We start from the raw sequence: 18,667 nt of genomic DNA on the forward strand, positions 1-18,667 counted from the left end.
TAGTGGAAGACAGCCGGATCACGCTGAAAGTATTGTTCTGGCGAAATTTTAATTTCGCAGGGAAATTTATTTGTGGCACAATCCTGTCTGTGCAGCTGATCCGCACAGCCTCGTGCGGGTTGCCATGATCTGCTCTTCTTGTTTTGTTCGCCGTTCTTCTCGACTCTGGAGAGTCCAATGACTTTCACTATCGCGCGCATTGCCCGTTTGGCAGTGCTGATCTCCGCATCCGTTGCCTGGGGCACCTGCCACGCGGACTGGGCCCAATCGACTGACCCGCTGGCGACACGTCCCTTGCCCGCCAACCTGGAAGTGCAGGCGCAAAATCCGCCGGCGTTCTCCTGGTCGCGGCACCCGACCAACCCGGCATCCTATGTGCTCGAAGTGACGGGGCCGACTGCGGCCAACGTCAGCACCTTGACTGTTCCCAAGAACTGGTATCTGCCGTCCAAGGCGATGACGGTGGGCACCTATTCGTGGCGGGTGCGGCCGGCGCTGACACAGGAGTGGTCGACCCCGCGCAGCTTCGTGCTCAATGGTACCTCGACGGTGTTCGAGGTGCCGGACTCGAGCGTGCTGCGCGCGACCATCCTCAGCCGTCCTCGGCCGCGCGCCTTGCCTTCAGGCATCCCCGTGCGCAGCCTCTGGCCGGCCGGCATGGTCACCGAACGGGGCGGCGCGCTGACCCGCCTGATGGCGGACGTGCAGCGCGTGACCCTGTCCGAGCCCCCCGTCAAGGATTCCATGTGGCCGCTGGTCACCACCAAGGTCGTCACCGCCGATGTCAACGCGCAGTGGGCCAGCATCCGCACCCATGTGAACATCGTCCGCCGCCAGGTGGAAGCGGCCTCGCTGGTGTACCGCCTGACCGGCGACCCGGTGTATCTGAAAGAGGCGTTGCTGCGCGGCGATCAACTGGCGGCCTTGAGCCCGTCCGGACCGACCAGCTATGCCCAGTTCGATATCATCACCTTGCCGATTGCCGGCTCGCTGCTCAAGGCGGCCGACTTTCTGGCTGCCGACCTGGACGCCACCCGGCGCGCCGCGTGGATGAAGAGCGTGGCCCAGCGCGGCGCCGACGTGTATGCCGACCTGTCGAGCCGGAATGGTTGGCTGGACCAGACCCCGTTCGATGAGCACGGCGGCTCCAATTTCGGCTATCTGGCGATGGTCGCCACGCTGGCCTTGGGCGATGTGCCGGCGGCGGTCGACTGGTTCGATTTCTCCTTCCGCAACTACGTCAATTATATTTACCATTGGAGCGGCCCGGAGGGCGGCTACGCCAATGGCACCGCATATGGCCAGTATGCGATTGATGCGGCGTTGCAGGTTTGGCAGCCGATGAGCACGGCGTCCGGCCTGAATATCTTCGACAAGCCATGGGCCAAGGGCTTCCTGCAGTTCTTCATGCACTTCACGCCGCCCGGCACGCCGTCCCACACGTTTGGCGATGGCAACGAAGACGTGCCGGACCTGCGCTACATGAAGGCGCTGGCCTCGCGCATGAAATCGCCGCAAGCGGCCTGGTACTACAAAAACATCACCGGCGACGAGGATCCGCTGACGCAACTGCAGCTCGCCTACCCGATGCCGGTGCTGGCGGTGAGTACGGCGACGCCGCCTCCGAACTCGGGGCTGTATCCGAGTATCGGCTGGGCCGCCATCCACAGCGACATTGCGGACCGCGGGCGTACCTCGCTGTACTTCAAGTCCAGCCCCTATGGATCCTTCAACCACAGCCACGGCGATCAAAATGGCTTCACCCTGAACCGGGGCGGGCGCAAGTTGCTCATCGGTACCGGCTGGTATGACTGGTACAACTCGCCGATGTGGACCGACTGGTACCGCGCCACCAAGTCCAAGAATGCCGTGACGTTCGACGGCGGCCAGGGACAGCGGACGGAAGGCTACAGTGACCCCATGGTGCGCAACGGCAAGGTGGTTGGTTTCTCCAGCTCGACGACGATGGATTTCGTCGAGGGCGACGCCACGCCGGCGTTTGCCGGCGCGTTGACCAAGGCACGCCGCCAGATCTGGTATCTGCGTTCGCAAGACGCCTTCGTGGTGTACGACAAGCTGGCCTCGGCGACGGCGCGCACCTTTGAATGGAATCTGCACGCGCCGGTGCCGATGGTGGTCGATGCGGTCACCGGCGAGGCCAAGATCGTCAATGTCGACCAGTCGGTCTGCGTGACGCCGATTCCCAATAGCGCCGACCAGAAGTACAAAGCGATCGTCGGTCCGGCGCCGAAACCGGGAACGACCGAGTACCACGGCGCCTACGTGAAGACCGCAGCGCTCACGTCGGCCGAGTTCATCATGCTATTGGACGTGGGGTGCAAGCATCCTGTGGTATCCTTGACAAGCACTGGTGGAACGCGCGTGCTGAAGGTGGGAGCGCAGTCGATCACGCTTCAGCCATAGCACCGGGGCGGCGCTGCCGCCACCGCATGGCGCGCCGCGCCGCCAGTATCCATCCGGGAAGCGATTTTTATCGCTTCCTTTTTTTCGTCAGAGGCCAGCGTTGAATTCCCCCCCCCAGTTGAGAGTGTTGCAGTTTGTGCCAGAGCCCTTGCCCACCTTCCGGGCCGATGTCGCCGTCCTGTTCGGGCGCTATCTGCCCCGCTCCGGCGTGTCCTGCCATCTGGTCGGCCCGGCCGCCAGCGCGGCTTCCGTGACCGACGATGAGCAGGTGAGCCGGTCGTCCTACCACCGCAGTCGCTTGCGGCGCGAGTGGGCCTATCTATGCCTGTGCTGGCGGCTGTTGCGGCGCGCCCAGCGCGGCCGCTACGACGTGATCCAGGTGCGCGATATGGCGGCCATCGGCTGGCTGGCGTTGCAGGTGGCGCGCTGGAAGGGGATTCCGTTTGTCTACTGGATGTCGTTCATGATGTGCGACGGCCGGATCGGCAACGCGCGCGCCCAGCTCGCCGCCGGTGGCGGCTGGCGCGCGCGCGCGGTGCTGTGGAAGGGGCTGGCGGAGCGCTGGCTGTTGAACCGGGTGGTGCTGCCGGGCGCCAAGCACGTGTTTGTGCAGAGCGAGGCGATGTTGGACGCGGTGGCGGCGCAAGGGCTGGCCCGCGACAAGATGACGGCGGTGCCGATGGGCGTTGACACCGAGGTGCTGCATCCGCGCGGCATCGCCGCGCGCCGGCTGCCCGGATGGGACGGGGTGCCGGTGATTGCGTATTTGGGCACGCTGGACCGTCCGCGCTGCCTGCATGTGGTGGTCGACGCCCTGGCCCATGTGCGCCGCGCGCATCCGCAGGCGCGCCTGCTGTTGATCGGCGATGCCTCCAGCCGGCCCGACCTGGACGCGCTGCTGGCGCACGCGGCCGGCGCTGGGCTGGCGTCGGCCGTGCATGTGACCGGCTGGATGGCCGCCAGCCAGGCATGGCCGCTGCTGGCAGGCGCCGACCTGGCGGTCTCGTATCTGCCACGCGGCCCGTTGCTCGACACCAATTCTCCCACCAAGATCCTGGAATATCTGGCCTTGGGCCTGCCTTGCGTGGGCAATGATAATCCCGATCAGGCGGCGGTACTGGGCGCCAGCCAGGCCGGTTGGCTCAGCGGCAGTACGGCGCAGGAGTTGGCGCAAGGCATGTTGCAGATCCTGGCCGATCCGGGACAGGCGCGGCAGCGCGCGACCCGCGGGCCGGACTATATTGAGCGTCATCGCAGCTACCGCGTGTTGGCCGAAGATGTCGCCGGGCATTACCGCGTGCTGGTCGCGGCGGCGCCGGCCGTTGCCGCGTCGGCGTAGGGGGAGGGTGATGCTCACGCTATTTCGCCTCTCTGCGCTGCTGTACCGGCTGCGGGTGCCGTTGTTGCCGCGTTGCCTGTATCTGCTCAACCGCATCTTGTTTGCCGTGGTGTTGCCGCCGTCGGTTCGGGTCGGCAAAGGCGTCACCTTTGCCTATCAGGGCCTGGGCGTGGTGGTTCACGAGCGCGCCGTGCTGGGCAATAATCTGTATATCGGCGCCCAGGTCGTCATCGGTGGGCGCAGCGGGCAGCACGCCGTGCCGGTGATCCATGACGGCGCCTTCCTCGGCGTCGGCGCGAAAATTCTGGGGCCGGTGGTGATCGGCGCCGGCGCAACGGTGGCCGCCGGCGCCGTGGTGCTGAGCGATGTCGCCCCGGGCGCGCGCGTGGCCGGCGTGCCGGCCAGGCCGATGCGCGACGCTGCCGGCAGCGCGTAACGGCGCGGCCGTCACACGGCAGTCATCTTGTTCCCGAGATAACTTGGTAGAATGGCGGCGCCGTCCGTGCCGAGGCGCCGCAGGACCGTTTGCGCCGCCGCTTTAACTTGCAACGAGGAATTATGAAGAAAATAGTCATGCTGGGGACGCGCTTTGACACGATGGGCGGGATCGCCGCCGTCGTCAATGTGTACCGGGCCGCCGGCCTGTTCCAGCGCTTTCCGATCGTCTACCTGACCACCCATTGCGATGGCGGCGCGGGCGCCAAACTGCGGGTGCTGCTGCGCAGCTGGTGTCAGTTTTGCGGCCTGCTGCTGACCGGGCAAATCGGCTTGCTGCACGTCCACGTGTCGCGGCGTGCCAGTTTCTGGCGCAAGGCGCTGTTCTTTCTGCCGGCCTTCCTGTTCCGGGTGCCGGCGGTGCTGCATCTGCACAGCGGTGCGTTTCACGAGTTTTACGAGCGCGAGTGCGGCAGCGCCGGACGCTGGCTGGTGCGGTTGGTGTTTGACCGCGCAGCGCAGGTGATCGTGCTGTCGCAGACCTGGCGCCAGTGGGCCGCCACCATCACGTCCAACCCCAACGTCCATGCCATCTACAACCCGGTGCTGATGCCGGCCGCGCCGCCCGACTGGGGTAAGCGCATCGCCGGACAGACCTTGTTTTTTGGACGGCTGGGCAAGAACAAGGGCAGCTATGACCTGCTCGAGGCGGCATGTCAGCTCGCGCCGCGCTTCCCGCAACTGCTGCTGCGCATGGGCGGCGACGGCGAGTTGCCGCAGACGGCGGCGCGGGCGGGCGAATTGGGCATTGCCCAGCATGTCCAGCTGCTCGGCTGGGTGCGCGGCGCCGACAAGGAGCGTGCGCTGGCCAGCGCGACGCTGTACGTGCTGCCGTCCTACAGCGAGGGCTTGCCGATGAGCGTGCTGGAGGCGATGGCGGCCGGCTTGCCGGTGCTGACCACGCCGGTGGGTGGGATTCCGGAGGCTGTGGCCGACGGCGTCGAGGGCTTTCTGATCGCCCCGGGCGACGTCGCGGCGCTGGCCCGACGCTGGGAACAACTGTTGAACGATCCCGAACTGGCGCGCCGTATGGGCACGGCGGCGCGGCACAAGATCGCCACCACCTTTTCGGCCGAGGCAGTGCTGCCCAAGGTTGAACAGCTGTATCGCACTATGGGGTATGTACCGGAATGACTACGCTGGCTTGGAAAATAAACCGCCTCAAACTGATGGGCGCGGCGGAGGTCTGCTGGCGCGTCGGCCAGATCGCGCAAAAGAAGGCGGCCCGGCTGGGTCTGGGCTTGCGGCCGCTGCCGCCGCCTCCCGCCGCCGCCGCCGGCCGCTCCTTCCTGGCCGCAGGCGCGGCGCCGGCGGATGCCGCGGCGCTGTGCGCGGCGGCCGACGCCATCCTGGCCGGCCGCTGGAATGTGTTCGCGCTGCGCGGCGTCGCGCTGGGCTTCCCGCCGCAATGGAACCGCGACCCCAAGACCGGCACGGTCGCGCCGATGGGGCTGGGCAAGGCCATCGACTACCGCAGCGAACGGGTGGTGGGCGACATCAAATACCTGTGGGAACCCAGCCGCCACCTGGAACTGGTGACGCTGGCGCAGGCCTGGCGCGTCAGCGGCGAGCCGCGCTACGCCGACGGCGCGCGCGCGCTGCTGCAATCGTGGTTCGACCAGTGCCCCTATCCGCAGGGCGTGCATTGGACCAGTTCGCTTGAACTGGCGGTGCGCCTGCTGAACTGGGCCTTCGCCTGGGAACTGCTGGGCGGCGCCGCCTCGCCGCTGTTCGCCGGCGCCGACGGCCAGCGCTTCCAGCGCCAGTGGCTAGACAGCGTCTACCAGCACTGCCATTTCATCCAGGGCTATTTCTCGCGCCACTCGTCGGCCAACAACCACCTGTTCGGCGAGTACATGGGCCTGTTCGTCGCCAGCCTGGTGTGGCCGTGCTGGCCCGACTGCGCGCGCTGGCTGGCCTTGTCCAAGCGCGGCCTGGAAGTGGAGGCGCTCAAGCAAAACACGGCCGACGGCGTCAACAAGGAACAGGCGGTCTACTACCAGCACGAAGTGATGGACATGATGTTGCTGTGCCACCTGGTCGGGCAGGCGCACGGCGTGGCGTTCGCGCCGGCCTATCTGCAACGGCTGGAAAAGCTGGCCGACTTCCTGGCCGCGCTGCTGGACGCCGGCGGCCACATGCCGATGACCGGCGACGCCGACGACGCCCAGATGGTCAGGCTGGCGCATGAGGCGGACTGGTCGCCGTACCGTTCGCTGCTGGCCAGCTGCGCGTTGCTATTCGGCCGCGCCGACTTCAAGCGCAAGGCCGGCGCGCTGGACGACAAGACCCGCTGGCTGTTCGGCCACGCCGGCCAGCAGCGCTGGGACGGCCTGGCCGTCAGCGGCGCCGAACGGCCGGTGATGGCCTTCCCGCAAGGCGGCTACTACCTGCTGGGCCAGCGCTTCGGCGGCGCCGACGAGGTGCGCCTGGTGGCCGACTGCGCGCCGCTCGGTTATCTGTCGATCGCCGCCCACGGCCACGCCGACGCGCTGGCGTTCACGCTGTCGCTGGGCGGCGAGGAATTCCTGATCGATCCCGGCACCTACGCCTACCACACGCAAAAAGCCTGGCGCGACTATTTCCGCAGCACCGCGGCGCACAACACGGTGTGCGTGGATCACCGGGACCAGTCCGAAATCGGCGGCAACTTCATGTGGCTGCGCAAGGCCAACGCGCGCCTGATCGCGCACCAGCCGGACGGCGCGCTGCAGCGCTTCGAGGGCGAGCACGATGGCTACCAGTGCCTGGCCGATCCGGTCACGCATCGCCGGGTAGTCGAGTTCGATACGAACAGAAATACCCTCGTTGTCAAAGACATATTACAATGTCGGGGTTCGCACCATGTTGCACTGCACTGGCACCTGGCGGAAGGTTGCTGTAGTGAATTAAACGACGGCGTGGTGCGGGTGCTGGGCCGGCGCAGCGAGTTGCAGCTGCGCTGCGGCTTCGGCGCCGGCGCTGAATTGTTGCGTGGCAGCGACACGCCGATCGGCGGCTGGATTTCCCGCCGCTTCGACGAAAAAACCGCCATCGACACGCTAAGATGGCAAGGTACCGTGCACGGTACGACAGAAATAGTAACTGAGCTGCGGCTGCTGGTGAACACCACCGCGGACGCGGCCCAGGCAGGTAATAACGGTGGCATCGACAATTCATTGAGGAGCGTATTTTGAAAATCAGTATCTTTGGCCTGGGTTATGTGGGCGCAGTATCGGCCGGTTGTCTGGCCAGCGACGGCCACGAAGTGATCGGCGTCGATCCCAACCGCACCAAGGTCGACCTGATCAATCAGGGCACCACGCCCATCATTGAAAAAGACATCGGCGAAATGATCGCCGCGACCGTCAAGTCCGGCCACCTGCGCGCCACCGTCGACGTGCGCGACGCCGTCATGGGGTCCGACATGTCGCTGATCTGCGTCGGCACGCCGTCCCAGCTGAACGGCAACCTCGACCTGAGCCACGTGCGCAAGGTGTGCGAGCAGATCGGCGCCGCGATCAAGGAAAAGACCAGCTTCCACGTGGTGGTGGCGCGCAGCACCATGCTGCCGGGCTCGATGAGCAGCGTGGTCATCCCGACCCTGGAGGCGGCGTCCGGCAAGAAGGCCGGCGTTGATTTCGGCGTCTGCAACAACCCCGAATTCCTGCGCGAAGGCACGGCCGTCTATGATTACTACCATCCGCCGAAAACCGTGATCGGCGAGAGCGACGAGAAGGCCGGCGCCATGCTCGTCGAGCTGTACGCCAAGATGGACGCGCCGCTGGTGCGCACCAACGTCGAGACGGCCGAGATGGTCAAGTACACCGACAACACCTGGCACGCCGTCAAGGTGGCGTTCGCCAACGAGATCGGCAACATCTGCAAGGCGGTCGGCATCGACGGCCACAAGGTGATGGAGATCTTCTGCCAGGACACCAAGCTCAACCTGTCGTCCTACTACATGAAGCCCGGCTTCGCCTTCGGCGGCTCCTGCCTGCCGAAGGACGTGCGCGCGCTGACCTACAAGGCGCGCAGCCTGGACCTGGACCTGCCGCTGCTGAACTCGGTGCTGCCGTCGAACCAGAAGCAGGTCGAAAAAGGCTTGAAGATGATCATGGACAAGGGCGCGCGCAAGGTCGGCATCCTCGGCTTCTCGTTCAAGGCCGGCACCGACGACCTGCGCGAATCGCCGCTGGTCGACGTCATCGAGCACCTGCTGGGCAAGGGCTACGAGCTCAAGCTGTACGACAAGAACGTCAACCTGGCCGCGCTGACCGGCGCCAACCAGGACTACATCCTCAACCACATCCCGCACATCTCCAAGCTGATGGTCGAGTCGATGGACGAAGTGCTGGCCTTTGCCGACACCATCGTCATCGGCAACGGCGCGGCCGAATTCAAGACCGTGCCGGGCCTGCTGAAGCCGGGCCAGAACCTGGTCGATCTGGTGCGCATCAGCGCCGAGCAAAGCGGGGGACAGTACGATGGCATCTGCTGGTAAGCGCCGCGTCCTGATCCTGGTCGAGAACCTGCCGTCGCCGTTCGACCGCCGGGTCTGGCAAGAGGCCACCACGCTGCACGCCAACGGCTACCTGGTGTCGATCATCTGCCCGACCGGCAAGGGCTATGAAAGCCGCTACGAGGAAATCGACGGCATCCACATCCACCGCTACAGCCTGCCGCTCGAGGCGGAGGGCGCCAAGGGCTATCTGGTCGAGTATTCGCTGGCGCTGTTCCACACCTTCCGCCTGGCGTGGAAGGTGCATTTCGCGCGCGGCTTCGACGTCATCCACGCCTGCAATCCGCCCGACCTGCTGTTCCTGATCGGCGGCTTCTTCAAGCTGTTGATGGGCAAGAAGTTCCTGTTCGACCACCACGACATCAACCCGGAACTGTACGAGGCCAAGTTCGGCCGCCGCGACTTCTTCTACAAGCTGATGGTGCTGTTCGAGCGCTGGTCGTTCAAGACCGCCGACGTCTCGATCGCCACCAACGAGTCGTACAAGAAGATCGCCATCGAGCGCGGCGGCATGCCGGCCGACAAGTGCTACGTGGTGCGCAGCGGACCCAAGCTGGACCGCCTGCGCGTGTTGCCGCCGGTGCCGGCGCTCAAGCGCGGCCGCCAGTTCCTGGTCGGCTACGTCGGCGTGATGGGCGCGCAGGAAGGCATCGACCTGCTGCTGCAGGCCGCGCAATACCTGATCCAGACGCTGGGCCGCACCGATGTGCAGTTCGGCCTGGTCGGCGGCGGCACTTCGCTCGAGCAGATGAAGCAGATGGCGGCCGACCTGGGCATCGCCGACTACGTCACCTTCACCGGCCGCGTGCCGGACCAGCAACTGCTGGAAATGCTCAACACCGCCGACGTTTGCGTCAACCCCGACGTGGCCAACGACATGAACGACAAGTCGACCATGAACAAGATCATGGAGTACATGGCGCTGGGCAAGCCGATCGTGCAGTTTGACTTGGTCGAAGGCAAGGTGTCGGCGCAGCAAGCCTCGCTGTACGCGCTGAAGAACGACCCGGTCGACATGGCGCGCAAGATCGTCGAACTGCTCGATGATCCGGCCCAGCGCGAACGCATGGGCGCCTACGGCCGCCACCGCGTGGTCAACGAACTGGAATGGGAATACGAGGCGCCGAAACTGCTGGCCGCCTACGAGCGCCTGTACTCGGCCAACGCGCCGCTGCCGGGCGCTGTCTCCACGCTGCGAAAAGAGGGAAAATGAAGATATTAGTGACTGGCGGTATGGGCTACATCGGCTCGCATACCGTGGTGGAATTGCTGGCGGCCGGCCACGAGGTGGTGGCGCTGGACAACCTGTCCAACGCCAAGGCTTCGGTGCAGCAACGGGTCGAGCGCATCGCCGGCAAGAGCTTCACCTTTGTCGACGGCGACGTGCGCGACCGCGCCGCGGTGGAGGCGGTGTTCGCCGCCCACCGCATCGACTCGGTGATCCACTTCGCCGGCCTGAAGGCGGTCGGCGAGTCGGTCGAGCAGCCGCTGCGCTACTACGACAACAACGTCACCGGCAGCCTGGTGCTGTTCGAGTGCATGGACAAGGCTGGCGTCAAGTCGCTGGTGTTCAGTTCCTCGGCCACCGTGTACGGCGACCCGGCCTCGGTGCCCATCCTCGAACACTTCCCGCTGTCGGCGACCAACCCCTACGGTCGCAGCAAGCTGATGATCGAAGAAATGCTGCGCGACCTGCACAAGGCCGATCCGAGCTGGCGCATCGCGCTGCTGCGCTACTTCAACCCGGTGGGCGCCCATGCGAGCGGCCTGATCGGCGAAGAGCCGAACGGCATCCCCAACAACCTGGTGCCTTACATCGCCCAGGTGGCGGACGGCCGCCGCGAACGCCTGTCGGTGTACGGCGGCGATTATCCGACCCCGGACGGCACCGGCCTGCGCGACTACATCCACGTGGTCGACCTGGCGCTGGGCCACCTGGCCACGCTGTCCAAGCTGGCGACCGGTGCCGGCATCTTCACGTACAATCTGGGGACCGGCCGCGGCAACAGCGTGCTGGAGATGGTGCGCGCGTTTGAAGCGGCCAGCGGACGCGCCGTGCCTTACCAGGTGGTGGCGCGCCGCGCCGGCGATATCGCCGCCTGCTACGCCGACGCCAGCCTGGCCGAACGCGAGCTGGGTTGGAAGGCGCAGCGCAACGTCGAACAAATGTGCGCCGACTCCTGGCGCTGGCAGACCACGCCTACTGATTAGGAGTTACGCATGAAAGCAATGATACTTGCGGCAGGCAAGGGCACCCGCGTGCGCCCCTTGACGTACGATTTACCCAAACCCATGATCCCCATCCTGGGCAAACCGGTGATGGCTTATCTGATCGAGCATCTGCACAAGTATGGCGTGACGGAGATCATGGTCAACGTCAGTTATTTGCACGAGAAGATAGAGGAGTACTTCGGCGAAGGCCACCAGTACGACGTGCAGATCGGCTATTCGTTCGAAGGCTACACCACCGACGACGGCGAAGTCGTGCCGCAGCCGCTGGGCTCGGCCGGCGGCATGAAGAAGATCCAGGAGTTCGGCGGCTTCTTCGACGACACCACCATCGTGCTGTGCGGCGACGCGCTGATCGACCTCGACATCAAGTCGGCCCTGTTTGAGCACCGCCGCAAGGGCGCGCTGGCCTCGGTCATCACCAAGGAAGTGCCGTGGGACAAGGTCTCCAACTACGGCGTGGTGGTCACCGACGACAACGGCCGCATCACCGAGTTCCAGGAAAAGCCTAGCCAGCAGGAAGCCAAGTCCAACTTCGTCAGCACCGGCATCTACATCTTCGAGCCGGAGGTGATCGACCTGATCCCGTCGGGCCAGACCTTCGACATCGGCTCCCAGCTGTTTCCGCTGCTGGCCGAGAAGGGCATGCCGTTCTACGCGCAGACCCGCAACTACAACTGGATCGACATCGGCAGCGTCACCGACTACTGGGAAACCTGCCAGAGCGTCTTGATGGGCGAAGTGGCCCACCTGCACATGCCCGGCATCCAGATCAACGACGGCCTGTGGGTCGGCCTGAACACCAGCATCGACTGGGACGGCACCACCATCGAGGGCCCGGTCTACATCGGCTCCGGCACCCGCATCGAGGCCGGCGTGCACATCGTCGGCCCGACCTGGATTGGCCACGGCAGCCACATCTGCGCCGGCGCCAAGGTCGTGCGCAGCGTGCTGTTCGAGTACACACGGGTGTTACCGAATGTTTCATTAAATGAAATGATCGTGTTTAAGGACTATAGTGTCGACCGCGCCGGCGAGATGAAACATGTGTCCGAGACCGATCCCGACTCGTGGGCCAACGCCCGCGACCGCCGCAGCAAGCGCCGGACTGAACACAGCAATGAACTAACAGATAAGAGAATCAGAGCATGAAAATTTACCCAGTGATCCTGTCGGGCGGTTCCGGCACCCGTTTGTGGCCGTTGTCGCGCGCCGTGCTGCCCAAGCAGCTGCTGCCGCTGGTCTCGGACCGCACCATGTTGCAGGACACCGCGCTGCGCCTGCACGGCCGACCGCAGATGATGGCGCCGCTGGTGGTGTGCGGCAATGAGCACCGCTTCCTGGTCGCCGAGCAGATGCGCGAGATCGGCATCGCGCCGCTGGGCATCCTGCTCGAGCCGGTCGGCCGCAACACCGCGCCGGCGGTGGCCGCCGCCGCCCACTACCTGCGCGCCATCGACGCCGACGCCGTCATGCTGGTGCTGCCGGCCGACCACGTGATCGAGAACGTCGACGCCTTCTACGCCGCCATCGAGCACGCCGCCGCCATGGTCGACGGCGGGGCGCTGGCCACCTTCGGCATCGTGCCGACCGCGCCGGAAACCGGCTACGGCTACATCCAGAGCGGCCAGCCGGCCGCCGCCGCGCACTGCTACGGCGTCGACCGCTTTGTCGAGAAGCCGGACCGCGCCACCGCCGAAGGCTTCGTCGCCGCCGGCAATTACTACTGGAACAGCGGCATGTTCCTGTTCCGCGCCGACAGCTACCTGAAGGAATTACAGGAGTTCGCGCCGGCCATCGCCAACGCCACCGAGTCGGCCGTCAACAAGGATTACCGCGACCTCGACTTCTGCCGCCTGGACGAAGCCTCGTTCACCTCCTGCCCGTCCGACTCGATCGACTACGCGGTGATGGAGCACACCCGCCACGCCATCGTGGTGCCGGCCGACATCGGCTGGAGCGACGTCGGCTCGTGGTCGGCGCTGTGGGAAGTGCAGCCGCAGGACGCCCGCGGCAACGCCGTCCGCGGCGACGTCTACCTGGACGACGTCAGCGGTTCGCTGGTGCGCGCCGAGAGCCGCATCGTGGCCGTGGTCGGCGTCCAGGACGTGGTGGTGGTGGAAACCAACGACGCCGTGCTGGTCTGCCACAAGGACCAGGTGCAGCGCGTCAAGAACATCGTCGAGCACCTGAAGACCAAGCAGCGCACCGAGCACCTGCACCACACCAAGGTCTACCGCCCGTGGGGCTGCTACGAAGGCATCGACATCGGCGAGCGCTTCCAGGTCAAGCGCATCACCGTCAATCCGGGCGGCAAGCTGTCGCTGCAGATGCACCATCACCGCGCCGAGCACTGGATCGTGGTCAGCGGCACCGCCCGCGTGACCTGCGGCGACCAGGTGACCCTGCTGACCGAGAACGAATCGACCTACATCCCGATCGGCACCACCCACCGCCTGGAAAATCCGGGCAAGCTGCCGCTGCACCTGATCGAAGTCCAGTCCGGCAGCTACCTGGGCGAGGACGACATCGTGCGCCTGGAAGACGTCTACCAGCGCGCCTGATCCTCAACGGCGGCCACGGCTGACAAAGCGTGACCGCCTTTTTCCCGTCTTGGCGTAGGTGCCTGCCTACGTCGTCCGCAACACCGCCCTCCATCCCCGTTTTTCCCTCTCAGCGCCGGCGCTGGGCAGTTGTGCCCGCTTGGCGGGGCCGGCTGCGCGCGATTGCCGTCGGCCGCTTGCCGCCACCGGCGCCAATGCTAGGATAAATCCGCAGTATTCATTTATCCATCGGCGGCCGCGCGGGCCGCAGCCGCCTTTTTTGAAGGAGGTGATCTATGAAGCGTACACAAACAGTCGTGGCGGCGCTGCTGCTGGCGGCAGCCGCCGGGCTGCCGCTGGCGCGGGCAGCCGATATCAGCCAGGGCGCGCAGACCCTGGACCTGAGCAGCGGGAGCGCGGTGCTCAAGCATGAATTTGGCGCCGGCAACGCCGGCAACACGTTCAGCGACCGCTACAACTTCAGTGCCAGCGGTGGCCAGTTGCTCGGCGCCCTGGTCAGCAGCCTGGACTTGCCGGGCCTGGGCGGCGCCGGCTTCGACAGCTTCAAGCTGTTCAACTCGGCCGGCTTCTCGCTCGACGGCACCCGTCAGTCGGCGCCGGGCGCGGCGGCCGAAGTGTGGACCCTGAACGCCCCCAACCTGGCGGCCGGCAACTACTACCTGCTGGTCAGCGGCACCGTGCGCAACGGCGCTGCGGGCAACTATGTCGGCTCGGTGGCCGTCAGCCCGGTGCCCGAGCCGGCCACCTATGGCATGCTGCTGGGCGGCGCCGGCATCGTCGGCTGGCTGGCACGACGTCGCAAAGCCTGACAATGGCGCTATAATTCCAACGGAAGCCGCCGCTTCCGTTTTTTTTTGCCACCACCCACAGCGATCGACTCACTTGCGACCTCATTTGCGACTTTTTCTATTTATCCTTGCCGCCATGCTGGCGCTGTGCGGCGCAGCCCGCGCGCAAAACGTCCCGCGCATCGGCCTCGGCGCCGCCCAGCTGGCGGTGGTCGTCAACGACGACGAACCCAATAGCGTGGAAATCGGCGAGTACTACCGCAAGGCGCGCGCCATTCCGGCCGCCAACATGGTGCATGTGCGCATCCCGCACCGGCCGCACAAGCTCGACGCCGAGCAGTTCGAGGCGCTGAAGGCGCAGATCGACGCCCAGTTAGGCCCCGACATCCAGGCCGTGCTGATGGTGTGGACCGCGCCCTATGCGGTCGAGTGCAATTCGCTGACGGCGGCCTACACGCTGGGCCTGGATAGCAGCCTGTGCGCCAAGACCTGCGCTCCGAGCAAGCCCAGCGGCTACTACAATTCGCCCTCGGCCAAGCCCTACACCGATCACCAGATGCGCCTGTCCATGTTGTTGCCGATCGAATCGGTGGAGGCGTCGAAGGCGCTGATCGAGCGCGGCGTGCTGGCTGGCTTCGCCATGCCGACCGCCACCGCCTATTTCCTCAACACCAGCGACCTCGCGCGCAGCAGCCGCGCGCGCTTCTTCCCGCGCTCGATGAGCGTGCCGTCGAAGAAGCTGACCATCAAGACCCTGCAGGCCGACAGCATCGAGCAGGTCAGCGACATCATCGTCTACGAGACCGGCCTGGTCCAGGTGCCCAAGCTGAACACGCTGAAGTTCCTGCCGGGCGCGCTGGCCGATCACCTGACCTCGTTCGGCGGCGACTTGCTGGCCGAGGGCGGGCAGATGAGCAGCCTGCGCTGGCTGGACGCGGGCGCCACGGCCAGTTATGGCACGGTCAACGAGCCATGCAACCACTGGCAAAAATTCCCCAACCCGACGGTGCTGTTGTCGCAGTACCTGCGCGGCTACAGCGCGATCGAAGCCTACTGGAAAAGCGTGGCCTGGCCGGCCCAGGGCGTGTTCGTCGGCGAGCCGCTGGCCGCCCCTTACCGCCGTTGAGTCCGGCGGCGGGGGGGGGAGGGCTGGTAGTGAGGAAAGGTTTAGTCCGAACGGACTAAAGGCATGTCATCAAGGCGTCAATCCGGCCGTCTAATATGCAAAATGCAATGTTTGAAATCATTTTGTTAAGACCGCCGCGCCGACCTTTTCTCTTCACCAGGATCCACTCATGAAAAAAACTTCCCACACGCCGAACGCCCAGGCTGCCTCCACGCCGGGCCGGCGCACCATCATCGCCGCAGCCCTGATGGCGGGCTTGTCGGCGTCGGCCCACGCCGATTCGCCGGTCGTGATCAGCCAGGTGTACGGCGGCGGTGGCAACTCCGGCGCCACCATCAAGAACGATTTCATCGAGCTGTTCAACCGCGGCACGCAACCGGTCAACCTGACCGGCTGGAGCGTGCAATACGCCAGCGCCGCCGGCGCCTCGTGGCAGGTGACCAAGATCAGCGGCACGCCGGTGCTGCAACCGGGCCAGTACTACCTGGTGCAGGAGGCGGCCGGCACCGGCGCCGGTTCCCTGCTGACCCCGGACAGCACCGGCACCATCCCGATGAGCGGCACCGCCGGCAAGGTCGCGCTGGTGAACGACAGCAACGCCTTGTCGGGCGCCGCCCCGTCCAGCGCCACCCTGGTGGACCTGCTGGGCTTTAACGCCGGCTTCTTCGAGGGCACCAACGGCCCGGGCCTGAGCAACACCACCGCCGCGCTGCGCGCCAACGGCGGCTGCACCGACACCGACAACAACGGCAGCGACTTCGCCACCGGCGCGCCGACGCCGCGCAACACCGCCAGCCCGCTGCATTCGTGCAGCGCGCCGCCGGCGCCGCCGATCGTCGCCAGCTGCCCGGCCAACCTGGCCATGGCGGTCGGCTACGCCGGCGTGGCCGACCTGAGCGCGACCGATGCCGACGGCGTCGTCAACAACGCCGTCATCACCTCGACCACCGTGCCGGGCATCAGCCTGGTGAACTTCCTGGCCGCCTCGGCCGCCGGCGCCAACGCCACGGTCAGCCTCAACGTGGCGGCCGGCGTGCCGCAGGGCAGCTACCCGGTGGTGGTGCGCTTCGACAACGACCAGGCCCAGCAGACCAGCTGCACCATCAACGTCAGCGTGGCCGTGCCGGCCGCCGTCACCCACAGCATTCCGCAAATCCAGGGCCCGGGCGAGACCAGCCCTTACGCCGGCACCGTGCAGACCACCGAAGGCGTGGTCACGGCCAAGGTCGGCTCGGGCTTCTTCATCCAGGACGCGGCCGGCGACGGCAATCCGCAGACCTCGGACGGCATCTTCGTCTACACCACCGCCGCCAACACCGGCACCGTGCAGGTCGGCGACCAGGTGCGCGTCACCGGCACCGTCAGCGATTACGCGCCGGTGGCCGGCGGCCACGCCTACACCGAGCTGCAAACCATCAGCGCCATCGTCAAGACCGGCAGCGGCATCGCCGTCACCCCGACCAACATCGCGCTGCCATACGCCAACCTGGGCCAGGTCGAAGGCATGCTGGTGCGCTTCACCAACGCGCTGACCGTGTCGCAGCTGGAGTTCCTGGGCGACCGCGGCGAAGTGACGCTGTCGTCCGGCCGCCTGGAAGCGCCGACCAACCACTACCGCGCCGGCTCGGACGAGGCCAAGGCGCTGGCGCTGGCCAACGCCGGCAACCAGATCGTGCTGGACGACGGCATCTTCGTCACCCCGACCACCATCCCTTACCTGGGCGCGGACGGTTCGCTGCGCGCCGGCGACACCGTCTCCGGCCTGACCGGCGTGGTCGACTTCGGCGCCAAGGGCGGTGGCGGCGCCGGCTTCAAGCTGCAGCCGACCGTGGCGCCGGTGTTCTCGCAGGATAATCCGCGCAGCGCGCCGCCAGCCCTGGTGGCCGGCAACATCAAGGTCGCCAGCGCCAACGTGCTGAACTACTTCACCACCTTCACCAACGGCACCGACGTCGAAGGCCGCACCGGCCAGGGTTGCTCGCTGGGCGCCAGCATCAGCAAGTCCAACTGCCGCGGCGCCGACAACCTGAACGAGTTCAACCGCCAGACCGCCAAGATCGTCGGCGAACTGAAGGCCATCGACGCCGACGTCTTCGGCCTGATGGAAATCCAGAACAGCGGCGAATACACGGTCGGCTACCTGGTCAAGGCGCTCAACGAGGCGATCTCGCCGGGCACGGGCTTCCAGACCTACGCGGTGGTGCCGAAACCGGCCGCCACCGGCACCGACGCCATCCGCGTCGCCATGATCTACAAGCCGGCCACGCTGACCATGGTGGGCTCGGCATTGTCCGACGCCGACAGCGTCAACAACCGTCCGCCGATGGCGCAGACCTTCGCCGCCGCCAACGGCGCCAGGTTCTCGCTGATCGTCAACCACCTGAAATCGAAGGGCAGCTGCCCGACCGGTTCCGGCGCCGACGCCGACAGCGGCGACGGCCAGAGCTGCTGGAACGCCACCCGCGTCAACCAGGCCAACCGCCTGGTCAACGTGTTCGCGCCGCAGGTGGCGGCCGCCGCCGGCGACGCCAAGGTGCTGATGATCGGCGACTTCAATTCCTACGGCATGGAAGATCCGATCAAGGCCATCACCGACAAGGGCTACGTCAACCAGTTGGAGCGCTTCGTGCGCGCCGGCGGCGGCATGCCTTACTCCTTCGTCTTCAACGGCGAGGCGGGCTACCTGGACCACGCGCTGACCAACGCCGCGATGAGCGCCTCGGTGGTGGACGCGGCCGAGTGGCATAACAACGCCGACGAGCCGACCGTGGTCGACTACAACACCGACGGCAAGCCGGAAGACAAGTACACCGCCGCACCGTACCGCGCCTCCGACCACGACCCGGTCGTCATCAGCCTGAACCTGGCCGCGCCGTACAGCGACGTCAGCGCCAGCGTCAAGGCCAGCGGCACCGGCCTGGTGTTCAACCGCGCCACCGGCAAGTACAGCTCGACGTACTCGGTCACCAACACCGGCGCCGCCGCGCTGAGCGGCCCGTTCCAGGTCGAGTTCGACGGCCTGCCGGCCGGCATCACGCTGAGCAACGCCAGCGGCAGCCACGCCGGCGCGCCTTACATCACCGTCAACGCCGCCACGCTGGCGCCGGGCGCCACCGTCTCGTTCGCGCTGAGCTTCAGCAAGACCGGCACGGCCAATATCAGCTACACCACCAAAGTCTACAGCGGCACTTTCTAAGGATA

The 18,667-nt window shown here is 66.2% G+C and carries 13 protein-coding genes; all 13 read left to right on the plus strand.

All coding sequences use genetic code 11. The features are described from left to right. Positions 1–177 precede the first annotated feature (177 nt). The 13 genes from RUGAMON1_RS27650 to RUGAMON1_RS27710 all read left to right on the plus strand — a co-directional run bounded on the left by RUGAMON1_RS27650 (position 178) and on the right by RUGAMON1_RS27710 (position 18,662). Positions 178–2,424, plus strand: a complete 2,247-nt coding sequence (locus tag RUGAMON1_RS27650; protein WP_445233526.1) for a DUF4962 domain-containing protein — start codon at positions 178–180, stop codon at positions 2,422–2,424. 148 nt (positions 2,425–2,572) lie between these two features. Then, complete coding sequence (locus tag RUGAMON1_RS27655) at positions 2,573–3,763, plus strand: glycosyltransferase (RefSeq protein WP_445233527.1); 1,191 nt, start codon at positions 2,573–2,575, stop codon at positions 3,761–3,763. 10 nt (positions 3,764–3,773) lie between these two features. Continuing rightward, on the plus strand, positions 3,774–4,199 hold the full coding sequence (locus tag RUGAMON1_RS27660) for a serine O-acetyltransferase (RefSeq protein WP_445233528.1): 426 nt from the start codon (positions 3,774–3,776) through the stop codon (positions 4,197–4,199). 122 nt (positions 4,200–4,321) lie between these two features. Next, positions 4,322–5,392, plus strand: a complete 1,071-nt coding sequence (locus RUGAMON1_RS27665) for a glycosyltransferase family 4 protein (RefSeq protein ID WP_445233529.1) — start codon at positions 4,322–4,324, stop codon at positions 5,390–5,392. Continuing rightward, entirely contained in the window at positions 5,389–7,434 is a 2,046-nt protein-coding gene (locus RUGAMON1_RS27670) for a heparinase II/III family protein (RefSeq protein ID WP_445233530.1), read from the plus strand. Before RUGAMON1_RS27665 ends, RUGAMON1_RS27670 begins: the two co-directional genes overlap by 4 nt. Then, positions 7,431–8,741, plus strand: coding sequence for a nucleotide sugar dehydrogenase (locus RUGAMON1_RS27675; protein WP_445233531.1), 1,311 nt, complete (start codon positions 7,431–7,433; stop codon positions 8,739–8,741). Before RUGAMON1_RS27670 ends, RUGAMON1_RS27675 begins: the two co-directional genes overlap by 4 nt. Next, positions 8,725–9,972 carry a glycosyltransferase family 4 protein gene (locus tag RUGAMON1_RS27680; protein WP_445233532.1) on the plus strand — a complete coding sequence of 416 codons (1,248 nt, stop codon included), beginning with the start codon at positions 8,725–8,727 and terminating at the stop codon, positions 9,970–9,972. Before RUGAMON1_RS27675 ends, RUGAMON1_RS27680 begins: the two co-directional genes overlap by 17 nt. Next, positions 9,969–10,970: a UDP-glucose 4-epimerase GalE gene (gene galE, locus RUGAMON1_RS27685; protein ID WP_445233533.1), complete on the plus strand. Its 1,002-nt coding sequence runs from the start codon at positions 9,969–9,971 to the stop codon at positions 10,968–10,970. Before RUGAMON1_RS27680 ends, galE begins: the two co-directional genes overlap by 4 nt. A 9-nt stretch (positions 10,971–10,979) precedes the next feature. Further along, entirely contained in the window at positions 10,980–12,140 is a 1,161-nt protein-coding gene (locus RUGAMON1_RS27690) for a nucleotidyltransferase family protein (RefSeq protein ID WP_445233534.1), read from the plus strand. Continuing rightward, positions 12,137–13,552 carry a mannose-1-phosphate guanylyltransferase/mannose-6-phosphate isomerase gene (locus RUGAMON1_RS27695; RefSeq protein WP_445233535.1) on the plus strand — a complete coding sequence of 472 codons (1,416 nt, stop codon included), beginning with the start codon at positions 12,137–12,139 and terminating at the stop codon, positions 13,550–13,552. Before RUGAMON1_RS27690 ends, RUGAMON1_RS27695 begins: the two co-directional genes overlap by 4 nt. A gap of 275 nt (positions 13,553–13,827) precedes the next feature. Continuing rightward, positions 13,828–14,361: an FxDxF family PEP-CTERM protein gene (locus RUGAMON1_RS27700; RefSeq protein WP_445233536.1), complete on the plus strand. Its 534-nt coding sequence runs from the start codon at positions 13,828–13,830 to the stop codon at positions 14,359–14,361. 85 nt (positions 14,362–14,446) lie between these two features. Then, positions 14,447–15,466, plus strand: coding sequence for a TIGR03790 family protein (locus RUGAMON1_RS27705; RefSeq protein ID WP_445233537.1), 1,020 nt, complete (start codon positions 14,447–14,449; stop codon positions 15,464–15,466). 169 nt (positions 15,467–15,635) lie between these two features. Then, the gene (locus RUGAMON1_RS27710) at positions 15,636–18,662 is read left to right on the plus strand and encodes an ExeM/NucH family extracellular endonuclease (protein WP_445233538.1); all 3,027 of its coding nucleotides are present in this window, start codon (positions 15,636–15,638) and stop codon (positions 18,660–18,662) included. Positions 18,663–18,667 lie beyond the last annotated feature (5 nt).

The organism is Duganella rhizosphaerae (genome assembly GCF_040364205.1).
Classification (GTDB): Bacteria; Pseudomonadota; Gammaproteobacteria; order Burkholderiales; family Burkholderiaceae_D; genus Rugamonas; species Rugamonas rhizosphaerae.